The 19367-nt window shown below is 34.7% G+C and carries 22 protein-coding genes and 1 riboswitch; of the genes, 19 read left to right on the forward strand and 3 right to left on the reverse strand.

From position 1 onward, the window contains the following. Positions 1–37: 37 nt before the first annotated feature. Complete coding sequence (locus QVO42_RS00510; RefSeq protein WP_022424242.1) at positions 38–1228, reverse strand: acetate/propionate family kinase; 1191 nt, start codon at positions 1226–1228, stop codon at positions 38–40. A gap of 99 nt (positions 1229–1327) precedes the next feature. Continuing rightward, positions 1328–1429, forward strand: a riboswitch (TPP riboswitch). A gap of 45 nt (positions 1430–1474) precedes the next feature. On the opposite strand from QVO42_RS00510, the gene QVO42_RS00515 reads away from it, so the two are divergent. The 13 genes from QVO42_RS00515 (at position 1475) to scpB (ending at position 12312) form a co-directional block, all read left to right on the forward strand. Next, positions 1475–2020, forward strand: coding sequence for an energy-coupled thiamine transporter ThiT (locus QVO42_RS00515; protein WP_022424243.1), 546 nt, complete (start codon positions 1475–1477; stop codon positions 2018–2020). Positions 2021–2160: 140 nt separating this feature from the next. After that, the gene (locus tag QVO42_RS00520; RefSeq protein ID WP_006506926.1) at positions 2161–2724 is read left to right on the forward strand and encodes a DUF402 domain-containing protein; all 564 of its coding nucleotides are present in this window, start codon (positions 2161–2163) and stop codon (positions 2722–2724) included. Beyond that, entirely contained in the window at positions 2705–3151 is a 447-nt protein-coding gene (tsaE, locus tag QVO42_RS00525) for a tRNA (adenosine(37)-N6)-threonylcarbamoyltransferase complex ATPase subunit type 1 TsaE (protein ID WP_006506925.1), read from the forward strand. The genes QVO42_RS00520 and tsaE overlap by 20 nt, the downstream gene beginning before the upstream one ends. Further along, a complete protein-coding gene (tsaB, locus tag QVO42_RS00530) occupies positions 3144–3749 on the forward strand; it encodes a tRNA (adenosine(37)-N6)-threonylcarbamoyltransferase complex dimerization subunit type 1 TsaB (RefSeq protein WP_022424244.1) in 606 nt (201 codons plus the stop codon). The genes tsaE and tsaB overlap by 8 nt, the downstream gene beginning before the upstream one ends. Then, complete coding sequence (gene rimI / locus QVO42_RS00535) at positions 3740–4177, forward strand: ribosomal protein S18-alanine N-acetyltransferase (protein ID WP_022424245.1); 438 nt, start codon at positions 3740–3742, stop codon at positions 4175–4177. Before tsaB ends, rimI begins: the two co-directional genes overlap by 10 nt. Beyond that, on the forward strand, positions 4177–5190 hold the full coding sequence (tsaD, locus tag QVO42_RS00540) for a tRNA (adenosine(37)-N6)-threonylcarbamoyltransferase complex transferase subunit TsaD (protein WP_022424246.1): 1014 nt from the start codon (positions 4177–4179) through the stop codon (positions 5188–5190). Before rimI ends, tsaD begins: the two co-directional genes overlap by 1 nt. Further along, entirely contained in the window at positions 5183–5827 is a 645-nt protein-coding gene (locus tag QVO42_RS00545; RefSeq protein WP_022424247.1) for a redox-sensing transcriptional repressor Rex, read from the forward strand. The genes tsaD and QVO42_RS00545 overlap by 8 nt, the downstream gene beginning before the upstream one ends. A gap of 5 nt (positions 5828–5832) precedes the next feature. After that, positions 5833–7218: an asparagine--tRNA ligase gene (gene asnS, locus QVO42_RS00550; RefSeq protein WP_006506920.1), complete on the forward strand. Its 1386-nt coding sequence runs from the start codon at positions 5833–5835 to the stop codon at positions 7216–7218. A gap of 42 nt (positions 7219–7260) precedes the next feature. Beyond that, positions 7261–8688 (forward strand): metallophosphoesterase family protein, encoded by a 1428-nt coding sequence (locus QVO42_RS00555; protein WP_022424248.1) that lies wholly within the window; start codon positions 7261–7263, stop codon positions 8686–8688. After that, a complete protein-coding gene (locus QVO42_RS00560; RefSeq protein ID WP_022424249.1) occupies positions 8685–10064 on the forward strand; it encodes an NAD(P)-dependent oxidoreductase in 1380 nt (459 codons plus the stop codon). Before QVO42_RS00555 ends, QVO42_RS00560 begins: the two co-directional genes overlap by 4 nt. 119 nt (positions 10065–10183) lie before the next feature. Next, entirely contained in the window at positions 10184–10987 is an 804-nt protein-coding gene (locus tag QVO42_RS00565; protein WP_022424250.1) for a folate family ECF transporter S component, read from the forward strand. A gap of 10 nt (positions 10988–10997) precedes the next feature. Continuing rightward, on the forward strand, positions 10998–11735 hold the full coding sequence (locus QVO42_RS00570; RefSeq protein WP_022424251.1) for a segregation and condensation protein A: 738 nt from the start codon (positions 10998–11000) through the stop codon (positions 11733–11735). After that, positions 11722–12312: an SMC-Scp complex subunit ScpB gene (gene scpB / locus QVO42_RS00575; RefSeq protein ID WP_006506915.1), complete on the forward strand. Its 591-nt coding sequence runs from the start codon at positions 11722–11724 to the stop codon at positions 12310–12312. Before QVO42_RS00570 ends, scpB begins: the two co-directional genes overlap by 14 nt. 13 nt (positions 12313–12325) lie before the next feature. Here scpB and QVO42_RS00580 read toward each other — a convergent pair whose 3' ends face one another. Further along, complete coding sequence (locus tag QVO42_RS00580; RefSeq protein ID WP_022424252.1) at positions 12326–12688, reverse strand: hypothetical protein; 363 nt, start codon at positions 12686–12688, stop codon at positions 12326–12328. Between the two features lie 113 nt (positions 12689–12801). On the opposite strand from QVO42_RS00580, the gene QVO42_RS00585 reads away from it, so the two are divergent. Next, on the forward strand, positions 12802–13356 hold the full coding sequence (locus QVO42_RS00585; protein WP_022424253.1) for a DUF5662 family protein: 555 nt from the start codon (positions 12802–12804) through the stop codon (positions 13354–13356). Between the two features lie 30 nt (positions 13357–13386). Beyond that, positions 13387–14130, forward strand: a complete 744-nt coding sequence (locus tag QVO42_RS00590) for a pseudouridine synthase (RefSeq protein WP_022424254.1) — start codon at positions 13387–13389, stop codon at positions 14128–14130. A gap of 29 nt (positions 14131–14159) precedes the next feature. Here QVO42_RS00590 and QVO42_RS00595 read toward each other — a convergent pair whose 3' ends face one another. Then, positions 14160–14336 carry a ferredoxin gene (locus tag QVO42_RS00595; RefSeq protein ID WP_022424255.1) on the reverse strand — a complete coding sequence of 59 codons (177 nt, stop codon included), beginning with the start codon at positions 14334–14336 and terminating at the stop codon, positions 14160–14162. 117 nt (positions 14337–14453) lie between these two features. Here QVO42_RS00595 and QVO42_RS00600 point away from each other — a divergent pair, with 117 nt between their 5' ends. The 4 genes from QVO42_RS00600 (at position 14454) to QVO42_RS00615 (ending at position 19337) form a co-directional block, all read left to right on the forward strand. Further along, the gene (locus QVO42_RS00600; protein WP_022424256.1) at positions 14454–15071 is read left to right on the forward strand and encodes a hypothetical protein; all 618 of its coding nucleotides are present in this window, start codon (positions 14454–14456) and stop codon (positions 15069–15071) included. Positions 15072–15083: 12 nt separating this feature from the next. Then, positions 15084–15746: a (d)CMP kinase gene (gene cmk / locus QVO42_RS00605; protein WP_022424257.1), complete on the forward strand. Its 663-nt coding sequence runs from the start codon at positions 15084–15086 to the stop codon at positions 15744–15746. Between the two features lie 11 nt (positions 15747–15757). Continuing rightward, complete coding sequence (gene der / locus QVO42_RS00610; RefSeq protein WP_022424258.1) at positions 15758–17065, forward strand: ribosome biogenesis GTPase Der; 1308 nt, start codon at positions 15758–15760, stop codon at positions 17063–17065. A 268-nt stretch (positions 17066–17333) separates the two neighbouring features. Then, the gene (locus tag QVO42_RS00615) at positions 17334–19337 is read left to right on the forward strand and encodes a L,D-transpeptidase family protein (protein ID WP_022424259.1); all 2004 of its coding nucleotides are present in this window, start codon (positions 17334–17336) and stop codon (positions 19335–19337) included. Positions 19338–19367 lie beyond the last annotated feature (30 nt).

Genomic DNA, 19367 nt, shown 5'->3' on the forward strand with positions numbered 1-19367 from the left:
TAAAATTTAGGAAACCCCTAGTTATTTTAAATTACCTTTATAAGTTTAATAATTCTTTTGTATCTCTTGCAATCACTAATTCTTCATCAGTTGGTACTACGAATACCTTGATCTTAGATTCAGGTGCAGAAATTAATCTTTCACCATGACCTTCTACATTAGCCTTATCATCTAATACGATGCCTAATGCTTCTTTTATTAGATTAATAATTGCTTCTCTTGCGATAAAGCTGTTTTCACCAATACCTGCTGTGAATGAAATTGCATCAACATGTCCAAGTTCTACAAAATAAGAACCAATATAATCAGCAACACGTTTTCTAAACATGTTAAAAGCTAATTCGGCTCTTTGGTTACCAGCATCTTTTGCATCAATGATATCTCTCATATCACCAGACACTCCAGATACACCTAATAAACCAGATTCCTTATTCAACATCTTGAATACAGTCTTCATATCATATCCAAGATTTTCAATTAAGTGGTCTACAACAGATGCATCAATATCACCAGAACGAGTTGCCATCATGACACCAGCAAGAGGTGTAAGACCCATTGAAGTATCAATAGATTTACCATCCTTTACAGCACAAAGTGAAGCACCTGCACCTAAATGACATACAATAATATTAGCATGTTCAGGGTTGCCTAATAATTCCTGAGTACGCTTTGATACATAGTAATGAGAAGTACCATGTGCACCATATTTTCTAATCTTGTTTTCTTCATAGAACTTATATGGGATTGGGTAAACTGCGTTTTCAAGCTTAATAGAGTGATGGAATGCTGTATCGAATACTACAACAGCACCTGCAGTAGGAATAGCTTCCTTGAATGCTTTGATACCAATAATATGTGCAGGGTTATGAAGTGGTGCAAGTGGTGATAATTCATCAATCTTAGCGATCACATCATCATCTACAACACAAGACCCATCAAAATAAGGACCACCTTGTACAACACGATGACCAATACCCTTGATTTCATCTAAATGTTCAACAATCTTCTTTTCAATTAATGTATCAAGTAATACTTGTACTGCTTCCTTGTGAGTAGGAACTGCAAAGACCTTCTTATCTTTAGTACCATTATACTTGATAGTGAAGATTGAATCTTCCATACCGATTCTTTCAATAATACCAGAAGTGATAACACTTTCAGTATTCATTTCAAATAACTGGAACTTCAATGAAGAACTTCCACAGTTAACTGCTAAAACTTTTGACATGCTTATATCCTCCTAAACACCCCTATTATAAACAGAAACCCCTAACATTTCTACTATAAATTTAGATTACGTGACAAAAAGAATGTTCTGTAATATAATCATTACTGCCAGGGGCGCATTTATTGCTGAGATAGGTGAAAGCCTTGTCCCTTAGCATCTGATCTGGGTAATACCAGCGTAGAGAGGCCGTACTTTTTTAGTGACTTCTTTGCGTCATCTTAGTCATTAGAAAGGGGAGATTTATAAATGAATAAGAAGACATTATCCACTCGAGCAATTGCTTATGTTGCGTTATTTATCGCTATGCAGTTAGTTCTAGAAGTACTATTTAAGGTGATTCCAGGACAGCCACAGGGTGGTTCTATTACTTTAAGTTTATTACCAATCGTACTTGCAAGCTATTTAATGGGTGCACAGTATGGAATTATTGTAGGTGTTGGTGCCACTGCTATGCAGTTTGTATTAGGTCTTGCTTTATATTATGGACCTTGGTCTGTTGTGTTAGACTATCTTGTACCATTATCAGCACTTGGTATTGCAGGCTTTATTCCTAATTTTAAATCAGGTAAGACTGAAGTTTATACAGGAATATTCGTAGGAATGATCCTTAAGTTCATTTCACATTTATTATCTGGTGCTGTATTATTTGCAAGCTATGCACCTAAGAACATGAACCCTTGGGTTTATTCATTCTTATACAACATTGGTTATAATGTAGGTACACTTATTTTAACTTATGTAGTATTTGCACTTATTTATCCAAAACTTCAGAAAGCATTTAAGGCTATTTAACAGTGGGAGACCACTGTTTTTTTTATATAAAAACAAAACAATAACTTAAAAAGGCTTTATTTAGGAAAAAACAGGTGAGGTTTATGTACATTTCACCTGTTTTTTGCTATGATATTCGATAGGTTGAAAGAGGTTTGATTATGAAGAATTCATTAGTGGGGCAGGATGTGCTCATCCATTGCTATAAACATGACGGTAAACCACATCGTACGTGGTCACGCTGTAAGATATTAGAAGAAACAGATCGCCATTTTATCGGTATAAATAATAATACATTAGTTACAGAATCAGATGGTCGTTCCTGGGTCACTAAAGAACCAGCTATCTGTTATTTTCCTAAGGATAGATGGTATAATGTAATTTGTATGATTAGAAGTGATGGTATCTATTATTATTGTAATATTGCCTCTCCTATATTATATGATGGAGAAGCACTTAAATATATTGATTATGACCTTGATTTAAAGGTATGGCCTGGCTATCGTTATAAGGTCTTAGATGAAGGTGAATATGCGGCTCATCGTATTAAATATCAATATTCAGATGAATTAGATGAGATATTCCATGAACAGCTCAATCGTTTGATTGTGATGACGATGAATGCATCTGGTCCTTTTCGTGCAGGATTTGCTCAGGAGTGGTATAATAAGTATCAGCAGATGATGAAAAATAGAGGAACTAAAAATGATAAACTTAAAAAATGAAGCTGAAATGATTGCTTTTGGTAAACGTATTGGAGAAACAATCTTTCCCCATTCTATTATCACATTAACAGGTGATTTAGGGGCTGGTAAGACTACATTCACAAAAGGAATAGGACAGGGACTTGAAATCAAGAAGATCATCAATTCTCCAACTTTTACTATTGTGAAGGTTTATTCTGGACGTATGACCCTTTATCATTTTGATGCATATCGCCTAGAAGGGGCAGATGATGATCTGGGGTTTGAAGAGATGTTTGAAGATGATGGCTTATGTGTGATTGAATGGCCACAGTTTATTGAAGACATTATTCCAGAAGAAAGATTAGAAATAGAAATAATAAAGAATGAAGATGAAACACGTTCTTTAAAGCTTCACCCTATCGGTGAAAAATATGAGAACTATGTGAGGGAGGTTACGCATGATTAGTTTAGTGATGGATACATCAAATAGTTATTTAGCTGTAGGCTTATATCAAGATAATGTGTGTCTAGAAGCCTTCCAGGAAAAAGGTTCTAGAAGACAATCAGAAAAAGCAATTCCTACATTAAAGGAAGTGCTTGATCGTCATCATATTGCATTAAAGGATGTCAATGAAATGATTATCACATCAGGACCTGGCTCTTATACAGGTGTTAGAGTCGCAATGACTATCGCCAAGACACTTGCTGCAGTATCTGATGTAAGAATTAAATCAGTCAGTTCTTTAGCTGCTTATGCTGGTATGAATCAGGCATTAAGTGTTATTGATGCAAGAGGACATAAGGTCTTTGTTGGTGTTTATGAAAATGGTCTTCCTTTAATTAAGGAACAGGTCGTGACTTTAGAAGACTTTGCCCACTTACGTGCTGAATATGAAGACTTTGAACTTGTGGGTGAAGTAGGATGTCTTGGATTAGATGAAAAAGAATGTGATCTTTGTGCTAATATTTATGCATTAGGTCAGATGGCTGATCCAATCAAGAATGTTGATCTATTAGTACCAACTTATATTAAAGATGTTGAGGCTAAGAAAGCATGTTATTAAGAGAAATGCAGGAAGAAGATCTTGATGAAATTGAAAGACTAGAAGGGTTATTATTTACCCCTGCCTGGTCTAAAGAAGATTTTCTTCATGAACTAAAAACAAATGATTATGCTCATTATTATGTTCTTGTAGATGATAAAATTGTTGGTTATGCAGGATTCTGGTATGCTTATGAAAACTGTGAATTGACTACAATTGGTATTGATCCAAATTATCAGGGAAAAGGCCTTTCTAAGTTATTGATGGATTATGGATTAAAAGAAGGACATAATAAAGGATGTATGAATTATAGTTTGGAAGTACGTGTATCAAATGAACGTGCGATTCGTTTATATAAGAAGTATGGCTATGAGATATGTGCTATACGTAAAGATTATTATGCAGACCATGAGGATGCCTATCTCATGGTAAGAAAGGAGGAAAAATAATGGCTGTTATTCTTGCTATTGAATCAAGCTGTGATGAAATGAGTGTTGCAATCCTTAAGGATGGAAAAGAGTTATTAAGTCATGTTGTTGCATCACAGATTGATATCCATAAACAATATGGTGGGGTTGTACCAGAAATTGCCAGTCGTAAGCATGTTGAATGTGTCAGCACTGTTTTAAAGGAAGCACTTAGCCAGGCAGATATCTCTATTGAGGAGATTGATGCAATTGCAGTCACTAAAGGACCAGGACTTGTAGGTTCTTTACATGTTGGGATGCAGGAAGCTAAGACACTCGCTATTTATTTAAATAAACCACTTATTGGTGTACATCATATTGCGGGGCATATTTATGCCAATGAACTCGTCAATGATATTGAATATCCTGCAATGGCATTAGTTGTTTCAGGAGGACACACAGAACTTGTTTATATGAAAAAGGAATTCTCTTTTGAGGTCATCGGTACAACATTTGATGATGCAATTGGTGAAGCCTATGACAAGGTAGGACGTGTTCTACATCTTCCATATCCTGGAGGACCTGTATTAGATAAAATGGCACATGAGGGAACTCATAGCTATACACTTCCAAAACCACTTGATGATGGAAGCTATAACTTTAGCTTCAGTGGCTTAAAGAGCGCTGTCATCAACTTAAAGCATAATGCAGACCAAAGAGGAGAGGAAATCAATGGCAATGACTTAGCCTGCTCATTCCAGGATGTGGCTATGGATACGATTGCTTCTAAAGCTTTAGCTGCTGCTCATGATCTTGGTGTAAAGCAGATTATTGTAGCAGGTGGTGTAAGTGCGAACAAAGGTCTCAGAGAAAAAATGAGTACAAGTGATATTCCTGTTATTTTTCCACCATTGAAGTATTGTACAGATAATGCAGCAATGATTGCATCTGCTGCAAGTATTATGTATAAATATAATATGTTTGCCCCTTTGGACTTATCTGTTAAGCCGGATTATGACTTAGAGGCGGAAAGTGTAGGAGACAACTATGAGTAATGAAAAGAAACAGAAAATTTCACGTGCGACGATGACACGTTTTCCTGTTTATTTGAAGGCTTTAAGAGTTATGGGACATGAAGGTAAAGAAAACTTCTTATCGAGTGAACTTGCAGAAGTTACTCATATCCAGGATACGACTATTCGTCGTGATTTTGGCTTTTTGCCTCAGAAGAATACACTTGGTAAAAGAGGCTATGGTTATGATACAAAAGAGATGATTGAAACGCTCAGTGATTTCTTAGGTTTAGGACTTGATGAACCTATTATTCTCATTGGTGTAGGTAACTTAGGATCAGCTATTTTGAAATATAACCGCTGGAAATATACAGTGGGACAGATTGTCTGTGCTTATGATAAAGATGCTAATATTGAAGGTGAACGTTTTGGTGTCAAGATTCATAAGAGTGATGATTTGGAAAAAACATTTCCTAAGGACTGTAAGATTGCGATTCTCGCAATTTCTGATAATGTACAGGAAATGGTGGACCGCTTAGTAGCATTAGGGATTAAAGGCATTGTAGACTTCACCCACTCTCATTTTATTGTGCCTCAGGGAGTAGAGGTACAGAATGTGGATGTTGTTGTCGCAATACAAGAATTAGAATTAAAAATGAAATCAAATACAAAGGAGTAAGAAGGATGTTTGAATTTATGACAGTAAGAGAACTTTATGAAATCTGTCGTGCAGATAACGCAGTAGAAACAGATAACGTAGAGTATGTAGAATTAGAAGGATGGGTAAGAACAAATAGAGATAGTGGTAAACTAGGATTCATCGCATTAAATGATGGTTCTTATTTTAGAAATTGTCAGGTTGTTTATTTAGAAGAAAAATTAAAGAACTTCGATGAAGTTTCACATATCGCAACTGGTTCAGCTATTCATGTATTAGGTAAGTTAAAATTAACACCTGATGCAAAGCAGCCATTTGAAGTAGAAGCCACTGAAATTATTCTTGAAGGTGACTGTGATAGTGATTACCCATTACAGAAGAAGAGACACTCTTTTGAATTTATGAGAGAAATCCCTCATTTAAGACCAAGAGCAAACTCATTCTATGCTATCTTCAGATTAAGATCTGTATTATCTATGGCTATTCATGAGTTCTTCCAGGATCAGGGATTCGTCTATGTACATACACCAATCATTACATCTAATGACGGTGAAGGTGCTGGAGAAATGTTTAGAGTCACAACTATCGATGATACTGATTTCTCTAAGGATTTCTTTGAAAAAGAAGCTTACTTAACAGTAACAGGACAGTTACATGTAGAAGCATTCGCAATGGCATTTAGAGATGTATATACTTTCGGTCCTGCATTTAGAGCTGAAAACTCAAATACATCAAGACATGCCAGTGAATTCTGGATGGTAGAACCAGAAATCGCATTTGCTGATCTTGAAGATGATATGTGTTTAATTGAAGAAATGGTTAAATACTGTATTCAGTACTGCTTAGATAATGCTCCAGAAGAAATGAAATTCTTTGAACAGATGGTTGACCATGACTGTATCAACCGTATCACAAAGGTTAGAGATTCTCACTTTGCACGTATGACTTATACAGAAGCTATTGATCATCTATTAAAAGCTGATGTGAAGTTTGACAACAAGGTTGAATGGGGTATTGATTTAAATGCTGAACATGAACGTTATATCTGTGAAGAAGTTGTAGGTGGTCCTGTATTCTTAACAGATTATCCAAAAGAAATCAAAGCATTCTATATGCGTTTAAATGATGACAACAAGACAGTTGCAGCTTGTGACTTATTAGTGCCTGGCATCGGTGAATTAGTTGGTGGTTCACAAAGAGAAGAACGTTATGATGTTCTTGAAAAGCTTATGGATGAAAAGGGCATGAACAAAGAAACACTACAGTGGTATATGGATTTACGCCGCTTTGGTGGATGTAAGCATGCTGGATTCGGCTTAGGTTTTGACCGTTTCTTAATGTATTTAACTGGTATGGCTAACATCAGAGATGTAGAACCATTCCCACGTACACCACGTAACTTAAAATTCTAAAAGACCACATATGTGGTCTTTTTTCTTAAAGGAAGTACTATTATGGATGAATTTAGTGGTATTAATGCTTTTTTTAATATGATTTATCATCATGACCGTGCTTTTTCTCGTGCTTTATTGGATTACCAATCTTTTAATGATTATCGACAGTGGTTAAGAGATCATCATATAGAAATAAGAGAACTCGATATGATTGATGAGTATTCATTCAGCATGATTCGTCCTGGTATGACAATCAAGGATATATCCATGCTGACACATACTAATTTGCAAGAAGGTTTACAACGTATCCGTTCTTTCCTTGAAGATAAGATTTTCTTATTTCTTATTCCTGGTATTAATAAAGAAATTAAAGACTATTCTTTTACAGGGGTGGACTATATCTTTACAATAAGCAAACCTTTTAAGCAGGAAGACTTGTCTTTCTTAGACCCATTCCCTGGACTACTTGAAGCTTTATTTTATGCAGATGAATGGCCTGGAGGACTCATATTTAATTCTAAACATGCATCCTTTTACCCATTACATAGTATTTCTCAGGCAAAGGCATTACAAAAGAGAATTGATGAGAAGACAATGTTTAATAAAGAAAGTCATTCTTCATTTATTTATCATTTATCTGATTTACATCTAGGTCCTAAAAAGAAGCTGAAAGCAGTCTCTAATTTACTAGATTCATTAGATGAATGTGATCAATATGCACAGAGTTCTCATCAAAAGCAGGTCTTTATTACAGGAGATCTTATGAACTCTCCTAATACAAAGAATATGTATCAGGCCAATGGCTTTATGACAATGATTAGAAAGAGATATAAGGCAGATATCACCTTTGTGTTAGGTAACCATGATATGATAGTAAAAGGCTTGAGTATTGGTGGAAGACAACGTACAAAAGTCATAGCCTATTTACTAGGTGAAAAGATCAAGGTTATAGAAAAAGATAAGATTGTACTTGTAAAGATAGATTCTAATGCTGGTGGTAATTTAGCTAGAGGAATGATCACAAGAAGACAATTAGATCAAATAGACTCAGAACTTGCAGGTATAGAAAATCTAGAAGATTATACGATTGTGGTCTTACTACATCATCATGTATTTAAAGTCTCTAAGTCAGACTTCTTAAAAATACAATGGCGTGAAAAATCTATATTTGGAAGTATATTGGATAAATCTAAGGCACTTGTAGATGCAGAAATGTTTGCCACATGGCTCACACAGCGTCATATTAAATATGTGCTTCATGGTCATAAGCATGTGCCTTATTTCATGAATAAAAAAGGTACATACTATATCTCAGCAGGAAGTGCAACAGGTGGCTTAAAAGAAAGTGAAAGTCATTACTATTCTTATAATGTATTACGTTATGATTATATGGATAAGAAGATGAAAACATGTCTGATCTTCTATGATGATAAAAAGAAAGCAGAAAGACAACGTGTTGAAGTATATTTAATGGAGGAAGATGAATGAAATTAGTTGATAAAATGAAAGATGAGCGATTAGGGATTGCGATTTTATATAACTTCTCAAAGGGATATGCAAAACCTGTTCCTATGGAACTTTATGACATTGTATTACCTTTTATTTATCATGATGCATTTAGAAAAGAAATTTTAAAGCATGATACATTAAAAGATGTTATTGAAGCATCAATTGAAGCAGATCCACATTTTAAAGAAGTGATTCTAGAGGCCGTAAATGATGATGAAGGCATTACTTCTAAAGCATTAGGAATGGCCATGATGGGTGGAATGCTCACATATGAGATGATTGATGGAAAAGTTTGTGGGAAATTACACGAAGCTGAAGTTTTAGACTTTAATGAATGTATTATTTTTGGTAAGATGATGCAGGACCATACAAAAGAAGAAATTCTTGATTTATTACATCAGGAACTTCGTATTGTCTTCTTGCAGGTAGAAACACTTGGAAAAGATGTGGATACACATATCTTTGATGATCTTGGAAGAGTGACTTATCATGAAAATGTAGACCAGTTAGATGTTATTTCTCTTTGTAAGGATGCAGATATTGTTATTACAAATAAGAATCTGTTTAGAAAAGTAGAAATTGACCGCTGTCCATATCTTAAGATGATTGCTGTAACAGCCACTGGTACAAACAATGTGGATTTGGATTATGCAAAAGAAAAGGGAATTCGAGTAGCCAACGTGAAAGGATATTCTACTGAAGCTGTTGCCCAGCTTACTCTTGCATTATGTCTAGAACTTATTGAACATACATCACGCTATGATAGTTATGTAAAATCACATCAATATGAAAAGGATAAGGTCTTTTCATTCTTTGGTTACTCGTTTCATGAACTATCTACTATGACTTGGGGAATTGTTGGTCTAGGCGCAATCGGTCAGCGCGTTGCACGTATTGCGGAAGCATTAGGATGTCAGGTGCAGTATTATTCTACAACTGGACATCATCAGGATGAACACTTCAAGCAGGTGGATTTTGATACATTACTTAAAACAAGTGACATTATTTCTATTCATTCACCTCTTACAAAAGAGACAGAACATTTATTTAATGCAGAAGCTTTCAAGAAGATGAAAGATACAGCTTATCTCATTAATGTAGGACGTGGTCCTATTATCGATGAAGAAGCATTAAGTGATGCATTAAATAATAACCTTATTGCTGGAGCAGGTTTAGATGTATTTGAAAAAGAACCACTTCCTTCAACAAGTCCTTTATATAGTGTTGATCCTCAAAAGGTCGTTTTCACACCACATGTTGCATGGGGTTCAGTAGAAGCAAGACATCGTTTGATTCTTGAAGTACGTGAAAACATTATCGCTTTTATTAAAGGCGAGGACCGTAATAACTGTTAAAAAAAGAAAAGGAGGAGCCTATAAGAAGGCAAGTGTACGGTCAGAGATGATCGGAATTAACGTCTGTGGACTAGCGATAGGTTGAAACAGAAACATTTGTTTATTGTAGCATTTAAAAAATGATTCAAATTATTATTGTATGTATTTTAGTATTACTTGGTATTTACTGTTTTAAGTTTTACCCATTAGAAAGAAGAAATACCAAAAAGCTCGCATTTAGTGCTTTAATTATTATCATCACATTGATTTTGAAGAGACTTACTATTATGGTACCGTTATTTGGTGCTGAAAGCTTAAAGATTGGTTTTGAATATATTCCTGTTATGTTAGCAGGTGTGATTCTTTCACCAAGCTATGCTTATCTCATTGGTTTAATTACTGATTTACTTGGCTTAGTGATATCCCCAACAGGATTCCCATTTTTTGGATTTACACTCAATCAGGTACTGATTGGTTTAATCCCATCACTGATTGCTGTAAAAGTAAAGAATGTAGATGGAAAACGATTCAGTAAGATTGTATGTCTCATGATTGCATTATTTGGTGGAGCAGGATCGCTTTTTGTTGCTTTACAAAAAACAATCTCTATCGGTAAAGTCACTTATACATTAACATTCTTACAAAAAGGTGTTATGATTGGACTCTGCCTTATTGCCTCTATAGGTTTTATCTTGTTCATGTTGAAACGCACAAAGAATATGAAAGACAATGATGTGTCATTATTTGGTACTTGGCTATTAAGTGTTATTCTAGTAGAACTTGCAATTACATTCTGCTTAATACCTTTCTGGCTACAGATCATGTATGGCATTCCATTTGTGGTATCTGTAAGTATTCGTGTGATTAAGGCATGCTTTATTATTCCATTAGAAATCATTATTGGATTCCCATTATTGAAACAGATGGATAAATTATATAAATAGGAGTAAAGATATGGAATACCAGGTCACTGTAGACCAGTTTACTGGGCCGCTTGATCTTTTGCTTCATCTAATAAAAGAACATGACATGGATCTTCTTGATCTTGATGTAGCGGCTGTATGTGACCAGTATCTCGCTTATATTCAAACAATGGATCCTTCACTCTTAGAAGCTGTCTCTGAATATTTAGTTATGGCAGCCTGGCTTATTGAAATGAAAAGTAAACTATTACTTCCTAAGCCAGAAATAGATGAAGAAGATGATTATGAAGCAGAAAGAAAAAGAATGATTGAAAGACTGATTGAAAAGAACCGTATTAACGGTATCTTAGAAGCCTTTGAAGCTTCTTATGATAAACGTCAGACAATGCATTCTAAAATACCTTCAGCACTTGAAGAATATCTTCCTAGTGGTGAAGAAACTATTCCTGAGGGAATGGAAGTATATGATCTCATCAAGGCAATGCAAAGAGTCATGCAAAGACGTGCATTACTCCAGCCCCTTGAATCAAAGATTGCACGTGTAGAAATATCTATTGATGAAAGAACTGAACAGATCAGAAGCTATTTCTTACGTCATAAAGATAAAACTGTTGATTTTGAAGACTTGTTTGATGAAGGAGACCGCTATTTTGCGATAGTCACATTCCTTTCTATTCTAGTCTTAGTGAAAAACAGTGAGTTATTGATTACTCAAAGTGGTAATTTTGAAAAGATTTATTTGAAAGGAACAAGCTATGGACAAGAATGAGTATTTATCAGTCATAGAAGGTATGCTTTATATCTATGGTGATGAAGGTGTTACAATTAAAGATGTTGCAGAAGCATTAGAAATCACTAAGAAAGAAGCATATGAATTGATGGATGAATTACTCTCTCTTTATGCTTCTAAAACAGTTAAGGGTGTAGATATATGTGATTTTGGTGGTACTTATAAGATGGTAACATTGCCTCAGCATGATGTCTATTATAAGAAGATGATGACTACAAGTGGTAGAAAACTATCTAAATCAGCCTTAGAAACATTAGCTATTGTGGCTTATTATCAGCCTGTTACTAGAATTCGTATTGAAGAAATACGTGGTGTAGGCTGTGAATCAATGATTCGTAAGCTTTTAGCACAAGCCCTTATTAAAGAAGTAGGACGTGATGATTCACCAGGTAAACCAGTCTTATATGGTGTTACTGATGAATTCATGGATGCTTTTAACTTAAAAAGCTTGGATGAATTACCAGAACTTAAAGAAATTGAATCTGAATTTGATGAAGAAGATATCTTCAATACAAAATATCAGGAAAAGGTAGAAGAAAAGCCAGAAACGAATTAGTTTCTGACTTTTTTTATAGTTTACATTCTTTTAATAGTTTTAAACGACGTTTATAATACTCTATCTTTTCTTTAACCTGTTTCTTTACTGCCACAGAAGTTGATTCTGCAAGAGAAATGGTACCAAGCATGATCAAGAGTGTCACGATTGGCATTCCAAATAAGAATAACTTAGAATGACTAATAAAGAAAAGGATACCTAATACGACAATACTTATTAATGCATATCTTAAAGTACGCATACCTAAGCAGTAACTATATATTTCTGCTCTCACATTTTTGTAGGAATTCTCTAAGAAAGTAATGACCTCCTCACAGCTTTCTACATCAAGTGAAGCATCATCAATATTTGTTTCTATTTCAATGTGAAATGCCATAGTTCTACCTCCAATTCTCTACCATTATAACATTGAATTCTAAAAAGAAAAGACATATACTTAAGAATGATTTTATGTTATAGTGATAAACACACAGAAATGAGGAAAATACAGTGCATATATGGGGACATTTTAAAACAATCACAAAACATAAGATATTAGTAGGCAAGCTATGCTTTAAAGTACATTTATATAAGCAAGGCTTATTACACGACTTATCTAAATATACTCCTACTGAATTTATTACAGGAATCAAGTATTATAAGGGTACTTATTCTCCTAATAGTGCTGAAAGAAATGAGAAAGGCTACTCAACAGCCTGGCTTCATCATAAAGGCCGTAATAAACATCATTGGGAATATTGGGTGGATTTTACTAGAAAAGGGCAAGTACCTGCCAAAATGCCTTATAATTATGTACTAGAGATGTTCTGTGATAGAGTTGCAGCAAGTAAGATTTATGAAGGAAAGAATTATACAGATGCCTTTCCTCTACAATACTATGAATCAGGACAATATTCATATATATTACATCCTGAAACACGTGCCTTACTTCGTTTCATGCTTGTCTATTTAAAAGATCATGGACTTGATGATACAATCAAGATGATTAATAGACATCATGATTATGATGAATATTTTGTTGAATTTAAGGACGATTTCATGTAGATTATTTAATGGAAAAGAAAGGGTGGAACAATGGAAGAAAGATTACAAAAAGTCATTGCACAGAGTGGTTATACTTCACGTCGTAAAGCAGAAGAACTTATTCAGCAGGGTAAAGTCACTGTGAATGGTGAAGTGGTAACAGTGCTTGGTACTAAAGTCACTAAAAAAGATACAATCTGTGTCAATGGAAAAATTATTAATAAAGAAGATAAAGTTTATTATTTATTTTATAAACCAGAAAAATGCGTATGTACTATGAGTGATGAACATGATCGTACATGTGTAGCAGATTATTTTAGTGATAGTAATGAAAGAGTTTATCCAGTAGGAAGACTTGACTATGATACAACAGGTGCTTTATTTATGACAAATGATGGTGAATTTGCGAACCTTATTATGCATCCATCTAGCCATTTAGAAAAGGTATATGAAGTATCTGTTAAGGGATTGCTTACTAAGGCTGAAAAGAACCAGCTAGAAAAAGGAATCTATCTAGAAGGTGTTAAAACATTACCTTGTGAAATTGCGATTACTGGAAATGATGAAGAACATGGTACAACTATGTTGATGATCCGTTTAGTAGAAGGTAAGAACAGACAGATCAAGAAGATGTTTGAAGAAGTAGGACATCCTGTTAAGCGTTTAAGAAGAATTATGATTGGTCCAATCGACTTAAAGGGATTAACTCCTGGTACTTATCGTCGTTTAAAGCCTAAAGAAGTTAATGTATTACGTACTATGGCTTTAAAAAAGAAGAACGCAAACAAAAAATAAAAGAGGATGCATCGCATCCTCTTGCTTTATTATTCAGCTTCAATTACGCCAACTGGGCAGCCATCGATAGCATCCTGAACAGCTGGATCTTCAGTTTCTTCAACGATTACCTTTGCTAATCCTTCGTCATCTAATTCGAAAACGTCTGGACAAATTCCTGTGCAAGCACCGCAACCTAAGCAGCCTTCATTAACTTTAACTTTCATTTACATATCCTCCTTATTTCATATACATCTATTATAACGGATTATGAGGTTTTTTGAAAGTTATTTTCTTAATTTTATAGGTATGCTATAATAGATACGATTAGGTGGTGAAATTATATGTCAGAACAGACAAGAATGTCTAAGTATAAAGATTTACGTAACAATATTGATGATGATACGAGTTATGTACCTCGCGAAGAGGATGATAGTGATGATGATTTCTTATCATTTATTCCAAAATCAAATCATCATGAAAGTCTAGAACCAAAGACATACGAGACACTCAAATATGAAAGCAATCCATTTGAATCATTACATGAAGAACGTGATGTGACTAGAACACGTTCTGATACACGTCTTGATATTTTGAATGCAATGAAAGAGGATGCTTCTTCACAGGATACCATCTGTGATTATCATACGTCTGAGTTAAGAAGAGGACATGCAGTAAAAGGCGGTAGTTTGATGGATAAGCTTGCTGCAATGTCACCTGAAGAAGATGTTGAAGCTTTTAGAAAGTATAGCGAAGAAATACCACATCGTGAACCAGTAAAAACTGAACCAGTAGTAAGAACTACAACACACGCTGAGCATGAGAGAAGACATGCACAAAAAAGAGCACCATTACCTGAAAAACAAGAAGATTCTAAACTTACAAAGATCTTAAATGGTGTAGTAGGATTACTTGTTGTTGCGGTGATTGTATTTATTGTTATGACTTTTCTGAATATTTAGGGGGATTTTAGAATGAAGAAAATTGCTATTGCGATTGATGGACCTGCAGCTGCAGGTAAGTCTACGATTGCTAAAAGAGTTGCAAATAATCTAGGTTATACTTATATTGATACAGGCGCAATGTATCGTTGTGTGGCATATTATGCACTTGTTAAAGGCGTTGATTTTCATGATGAAAATGCTGTCTGTCGTTTATTACCAGAAATCAAGATTAAATTGATGCCTGATAACACTGTCTATTTAAATGATCGTGATGTAACTGCAGATATTCGTGTCAATGAAATTAGTGCAGGTGCATCTATTGTTTCTGCTTATTCTAAGGTAAGAACATATTTAGTAGCACAACAAAGAGAAATGGCCAAAGAAGGTGGCGTTATTCTTGATGGTAGAGATATTGGAACTGTCGTATTACCAAATGCAGAATTAAAAATTTACCAGGTAGCATCTATTGAATGTCGTGCTTTACGTCGTCATAATGAAAACTTAAGTCGTGGATTGAATTCTGATCTTGATGAAATCAAGAAGGAAGTGGCTGCACGTGATGAAGCAGATATGACACGTGAGATTTCTCCATTGAAGAAAGCAGATGATGCGATTGAAATTGATACTTCAGATATGACTATTGATGAAGTTGTTGCTCATATTATGAATTTAGTTGAAGAAAAGACTCAATAAGGAGGCGAAATATGAAAAAAGGTATTGTTGCGATTGTAGGTCGTGCAAATGTAGGGAAGTCTACATTATTTAACCGTATTGTTGGTGAACGTGTTTCTATTGTAGAAGACGTACCAGGTGTTACAAGAGACCGTATTTATGCGAAAGCAAGCTGGCTTACAAAAGAATTTAGAATTATTGATACCGGTGGTATTGAATTAAAGAATGCTGATTTTAGAGAACAGATCAAGACTCAGGCTGAGATTGCGATTGAAGAAGCTGATGTTATTATCTTTGTAGTTAATGGACGTGAAGGTTTAACAAGTGAAGATAACTTTGTTGCAAGAATGCTTCAGAAGTCAGGTAAACCTGTACTTTTAGCTGTGAATAAGATTGATGATGTCGCATTTAGAGACAATATTTATGATTTCTATAGCTTAGGTATTGGTGAACCAATTCCTGTATCAAGTGCTCATGGTATTGGTGTAGGGGATCTTCTTGATGAAGTCATTAGAGTACTTCCAGATGAAGAAGATGAATTTGAAGAAGATGAAATCAAGGTGTCTATTATTGGTAGACCAAATGTAGGTAAATCTTCTTTGACTAATGCAATCCTAGGTGAAGACCGTGTTATTGTTTCTAATATTGAAGGAACAACAAGAGATGCTATTGATACAGCATTTGAAAAAGATGGTTATAAGTATAGAATCATCGATACAGCAGGCATGCGTAAAAAAGGTAAAGTCTATGAGAATATTGAAAAATATTCAGTACTACGTGCTTTAAAGGCTGTAGAACAGAGTGATGTTATTCTTTGTGTTGTCGATGGTGAAAGAGGTATTATTGAACAGGATAAGCATGTAGCTGGTTATGCACATGAATTAGGTAAATCTGTTGTTTTAGTTGTTAATAAGTGGGATGCTGTCACTAAAGATGAAAAGACAATGGCTAAGATGGAAAAGACTTTAAGAGAACAGTTCAAGTATCTTGACTATGCACGTATTGCCTTTGTTAGTGCTTTAAAGAAACAGCGTATTAATACATTATTTGATTTGATTGTAGAAGCTTATATGAATGCTCATAAACGTGTGACTACAAGTGTATTAAATGATGTTATTGTAGATGCTCAGGCAATGAACCCTACAACTACATTTGAAGGTGGAAGACTTAAGATTTATTATGCCAACCAGGTTGCAGTACAGCCACCAACATTTGTATTATTTGTAAATGATCCTAAGTTCATGCATTTCTCATATAAGCGTTATCTAGAAAACTGCTTAAGAGATCGTTTTGGATTTGAAGGAACTCCAATCCATATTATTTGTAGAAAAAGAGACTAAACTGACCATAAAAGGTCAGTTTTTTTGCGCAATGAAATTTGAAGTGATAAATATTTATTGGTACTAGGCTTGTTATAATAAGATATCTCGTTATTTAGGCAAGGATGGTGCAGTAGAAATAATGAGTAAAGGGATATGTTTAGAGGAGTATCTGAACATTAAATATAATAAAAATACCATCTAATACAAATAATTGATTATATCGTACTATAAGGGTAAAATGATTATGAGATGATAATCCTAGTATGAAGAAAGGAGGCGACATTTCATGAAGAAACTAAGTAAGTTATTATTAGGCTTAATTTTATCTTTTATGGTTATTCAGGTACCTCTTGCTTTGAGTAATGCTGTATATGCAGTAGATGATGCAACTACAGAAGATGTTGTTACATCAAAGTCAGGACTTGTCTATGAAGATAACCAGTTTGTCTATTATTCAAATGGAGAAGTAGATAAAGACTTTAAAGGGTTAGCTGAATACGAAGGTAAAAAGTATTATGTACAGAATGGGACTGTTGATACAACATTGACTGATGTAGTCTACATTGATGGCACTTGGTATTACATTGATCAAGGTCGCTTAAATGAAGAAACAAGAGATGTTATTTTCCACTGTGGTGGATGGTACTTTGTAGAAAACGGTACAATTGACTGGACTTATACAGGTGTAGTAGAACATTGTGGTGGCTATTTCTATGTTGAAAAAGGTCAGATCAACTGGGACTATACAGGTGCCTGCAAAACAGATGGTGTTTTATACTACATCCGTAAAGGCTCTCTTGATACGAGTAAGAATGGTTTAACATATGTTGATGGTACATGGTTCTTATTAGAAAAAGGTAAATTAAAGACTGATTATACTGGTTTAGTTCAGTATGAAGGTAGATGGTACTATGTTGAGAACGGTATTCTTAACTGGGGTTATACAGGCCTGACAAAGTACTATAGTACATGGTATATGGTCGTGAATGGACAGTTAGACTGGAAATTCAACGATGTAACATATTACTTTGGTACTTGGTACTATGTAAAGAATGGTGTTCTTGATTGGAATTATACAGGTTTAACACAACATTGTGGTACTTGGTATTATGTAGACCATGGTAAGATCAATTGGGATTATACAGGATTAACTAAGTATTATGATGATTGGTATATGGTTACTAATGGTCAAGTAGATTGGAATTTTAATAACCTTACAGAATACTATGGTACTTGGTACTATGTAGAAAATGGTAAGTTAAATTGGAATTTTACTGATTTAGTTTATTATTATGGTACATGGTATGGTGTCAGAAATGGTGTATTAGACTGGAATTATACAGGTTTGGCTTCTCACTGTGGTGGATGGTATTATCTAGATCATGGTAAACTTGATTGGAACTATACAGGTTTAACACAGTATTATAGTACGTGGTATATGGTTGTGAATGGACAGTTAGATTGGAACTTCACAAATCTCACTCAATACTATGGTACTTGGTACTATGTAGAAAATGGTAAGTTAAACTGGAACTTTACTGATTTATTCCAGTACTTTGGTACATGGTATTATATTAGAGGCGGTGTTCTTGATTGGAACTATACAGGTTTAGCTTATCATGCAGGTGGTTATTACTACATTGATCATGGTGTATTAGATCAGAATTCTTCTGCCTCTTCACAGTCACAGCCTGTAAATCAAAGTTTTGTCGCAAATATGTCTATATCACATCAAACAACACAAGCTATTACTGTTATTGGTGATGGTGGTAGTTATGCCACTTTGACAGTACATACGAAACATAATGGTGTGTGGACAGAAACATTAAGCTGCTCAGCAAGAGTAGGCAGAAATGGTATCACAGGAAATAAGCGTGAGGGTGATGGAAAGACCCCAAGAGGTATCTATAGTTTTGGACAGGCTTTTGGTGTAGCAGGTAATCCTGGTACATCTAGAAGATGGCTTCAAGTCAACAATAATCACTATTGGGTTGATGATGTCAATAGTTCTTATTACAACAAGCTCGTAGATGCAAGCCAGACAGGTATACAATGGAGCAGTGCTGAGCATCTGATTAGTTATCCAACAGCGTATAGATATGCGATAGCTCTTAACTACAATACGGCTTGTACGCCTGGTGCTGGTAGTGCTATTTTCCTACATTGTTCAACTGGTGGGGCAACAGCTGGATGTATCAGCGTATCTCAAAGTGATATGATTCGTATCTTGAAGATGATTCAGGGTGATACTTTAATTGGTATATATCAGAATAAAAACAGCTTATATTAGATAATATGAAATGACCTCCTAGTTGTCAAA

Source organism: Catenibacterium sp. CAG:290 (assembly GCF_000437715.1).
Taxonomy (GTDB): Bacteria; Bacillota_I; Bacilli_A; order Erysipelotrichales; family Coprobacillaceae; genus Catenibacterium; species Catenibacterium mitsuoka_A.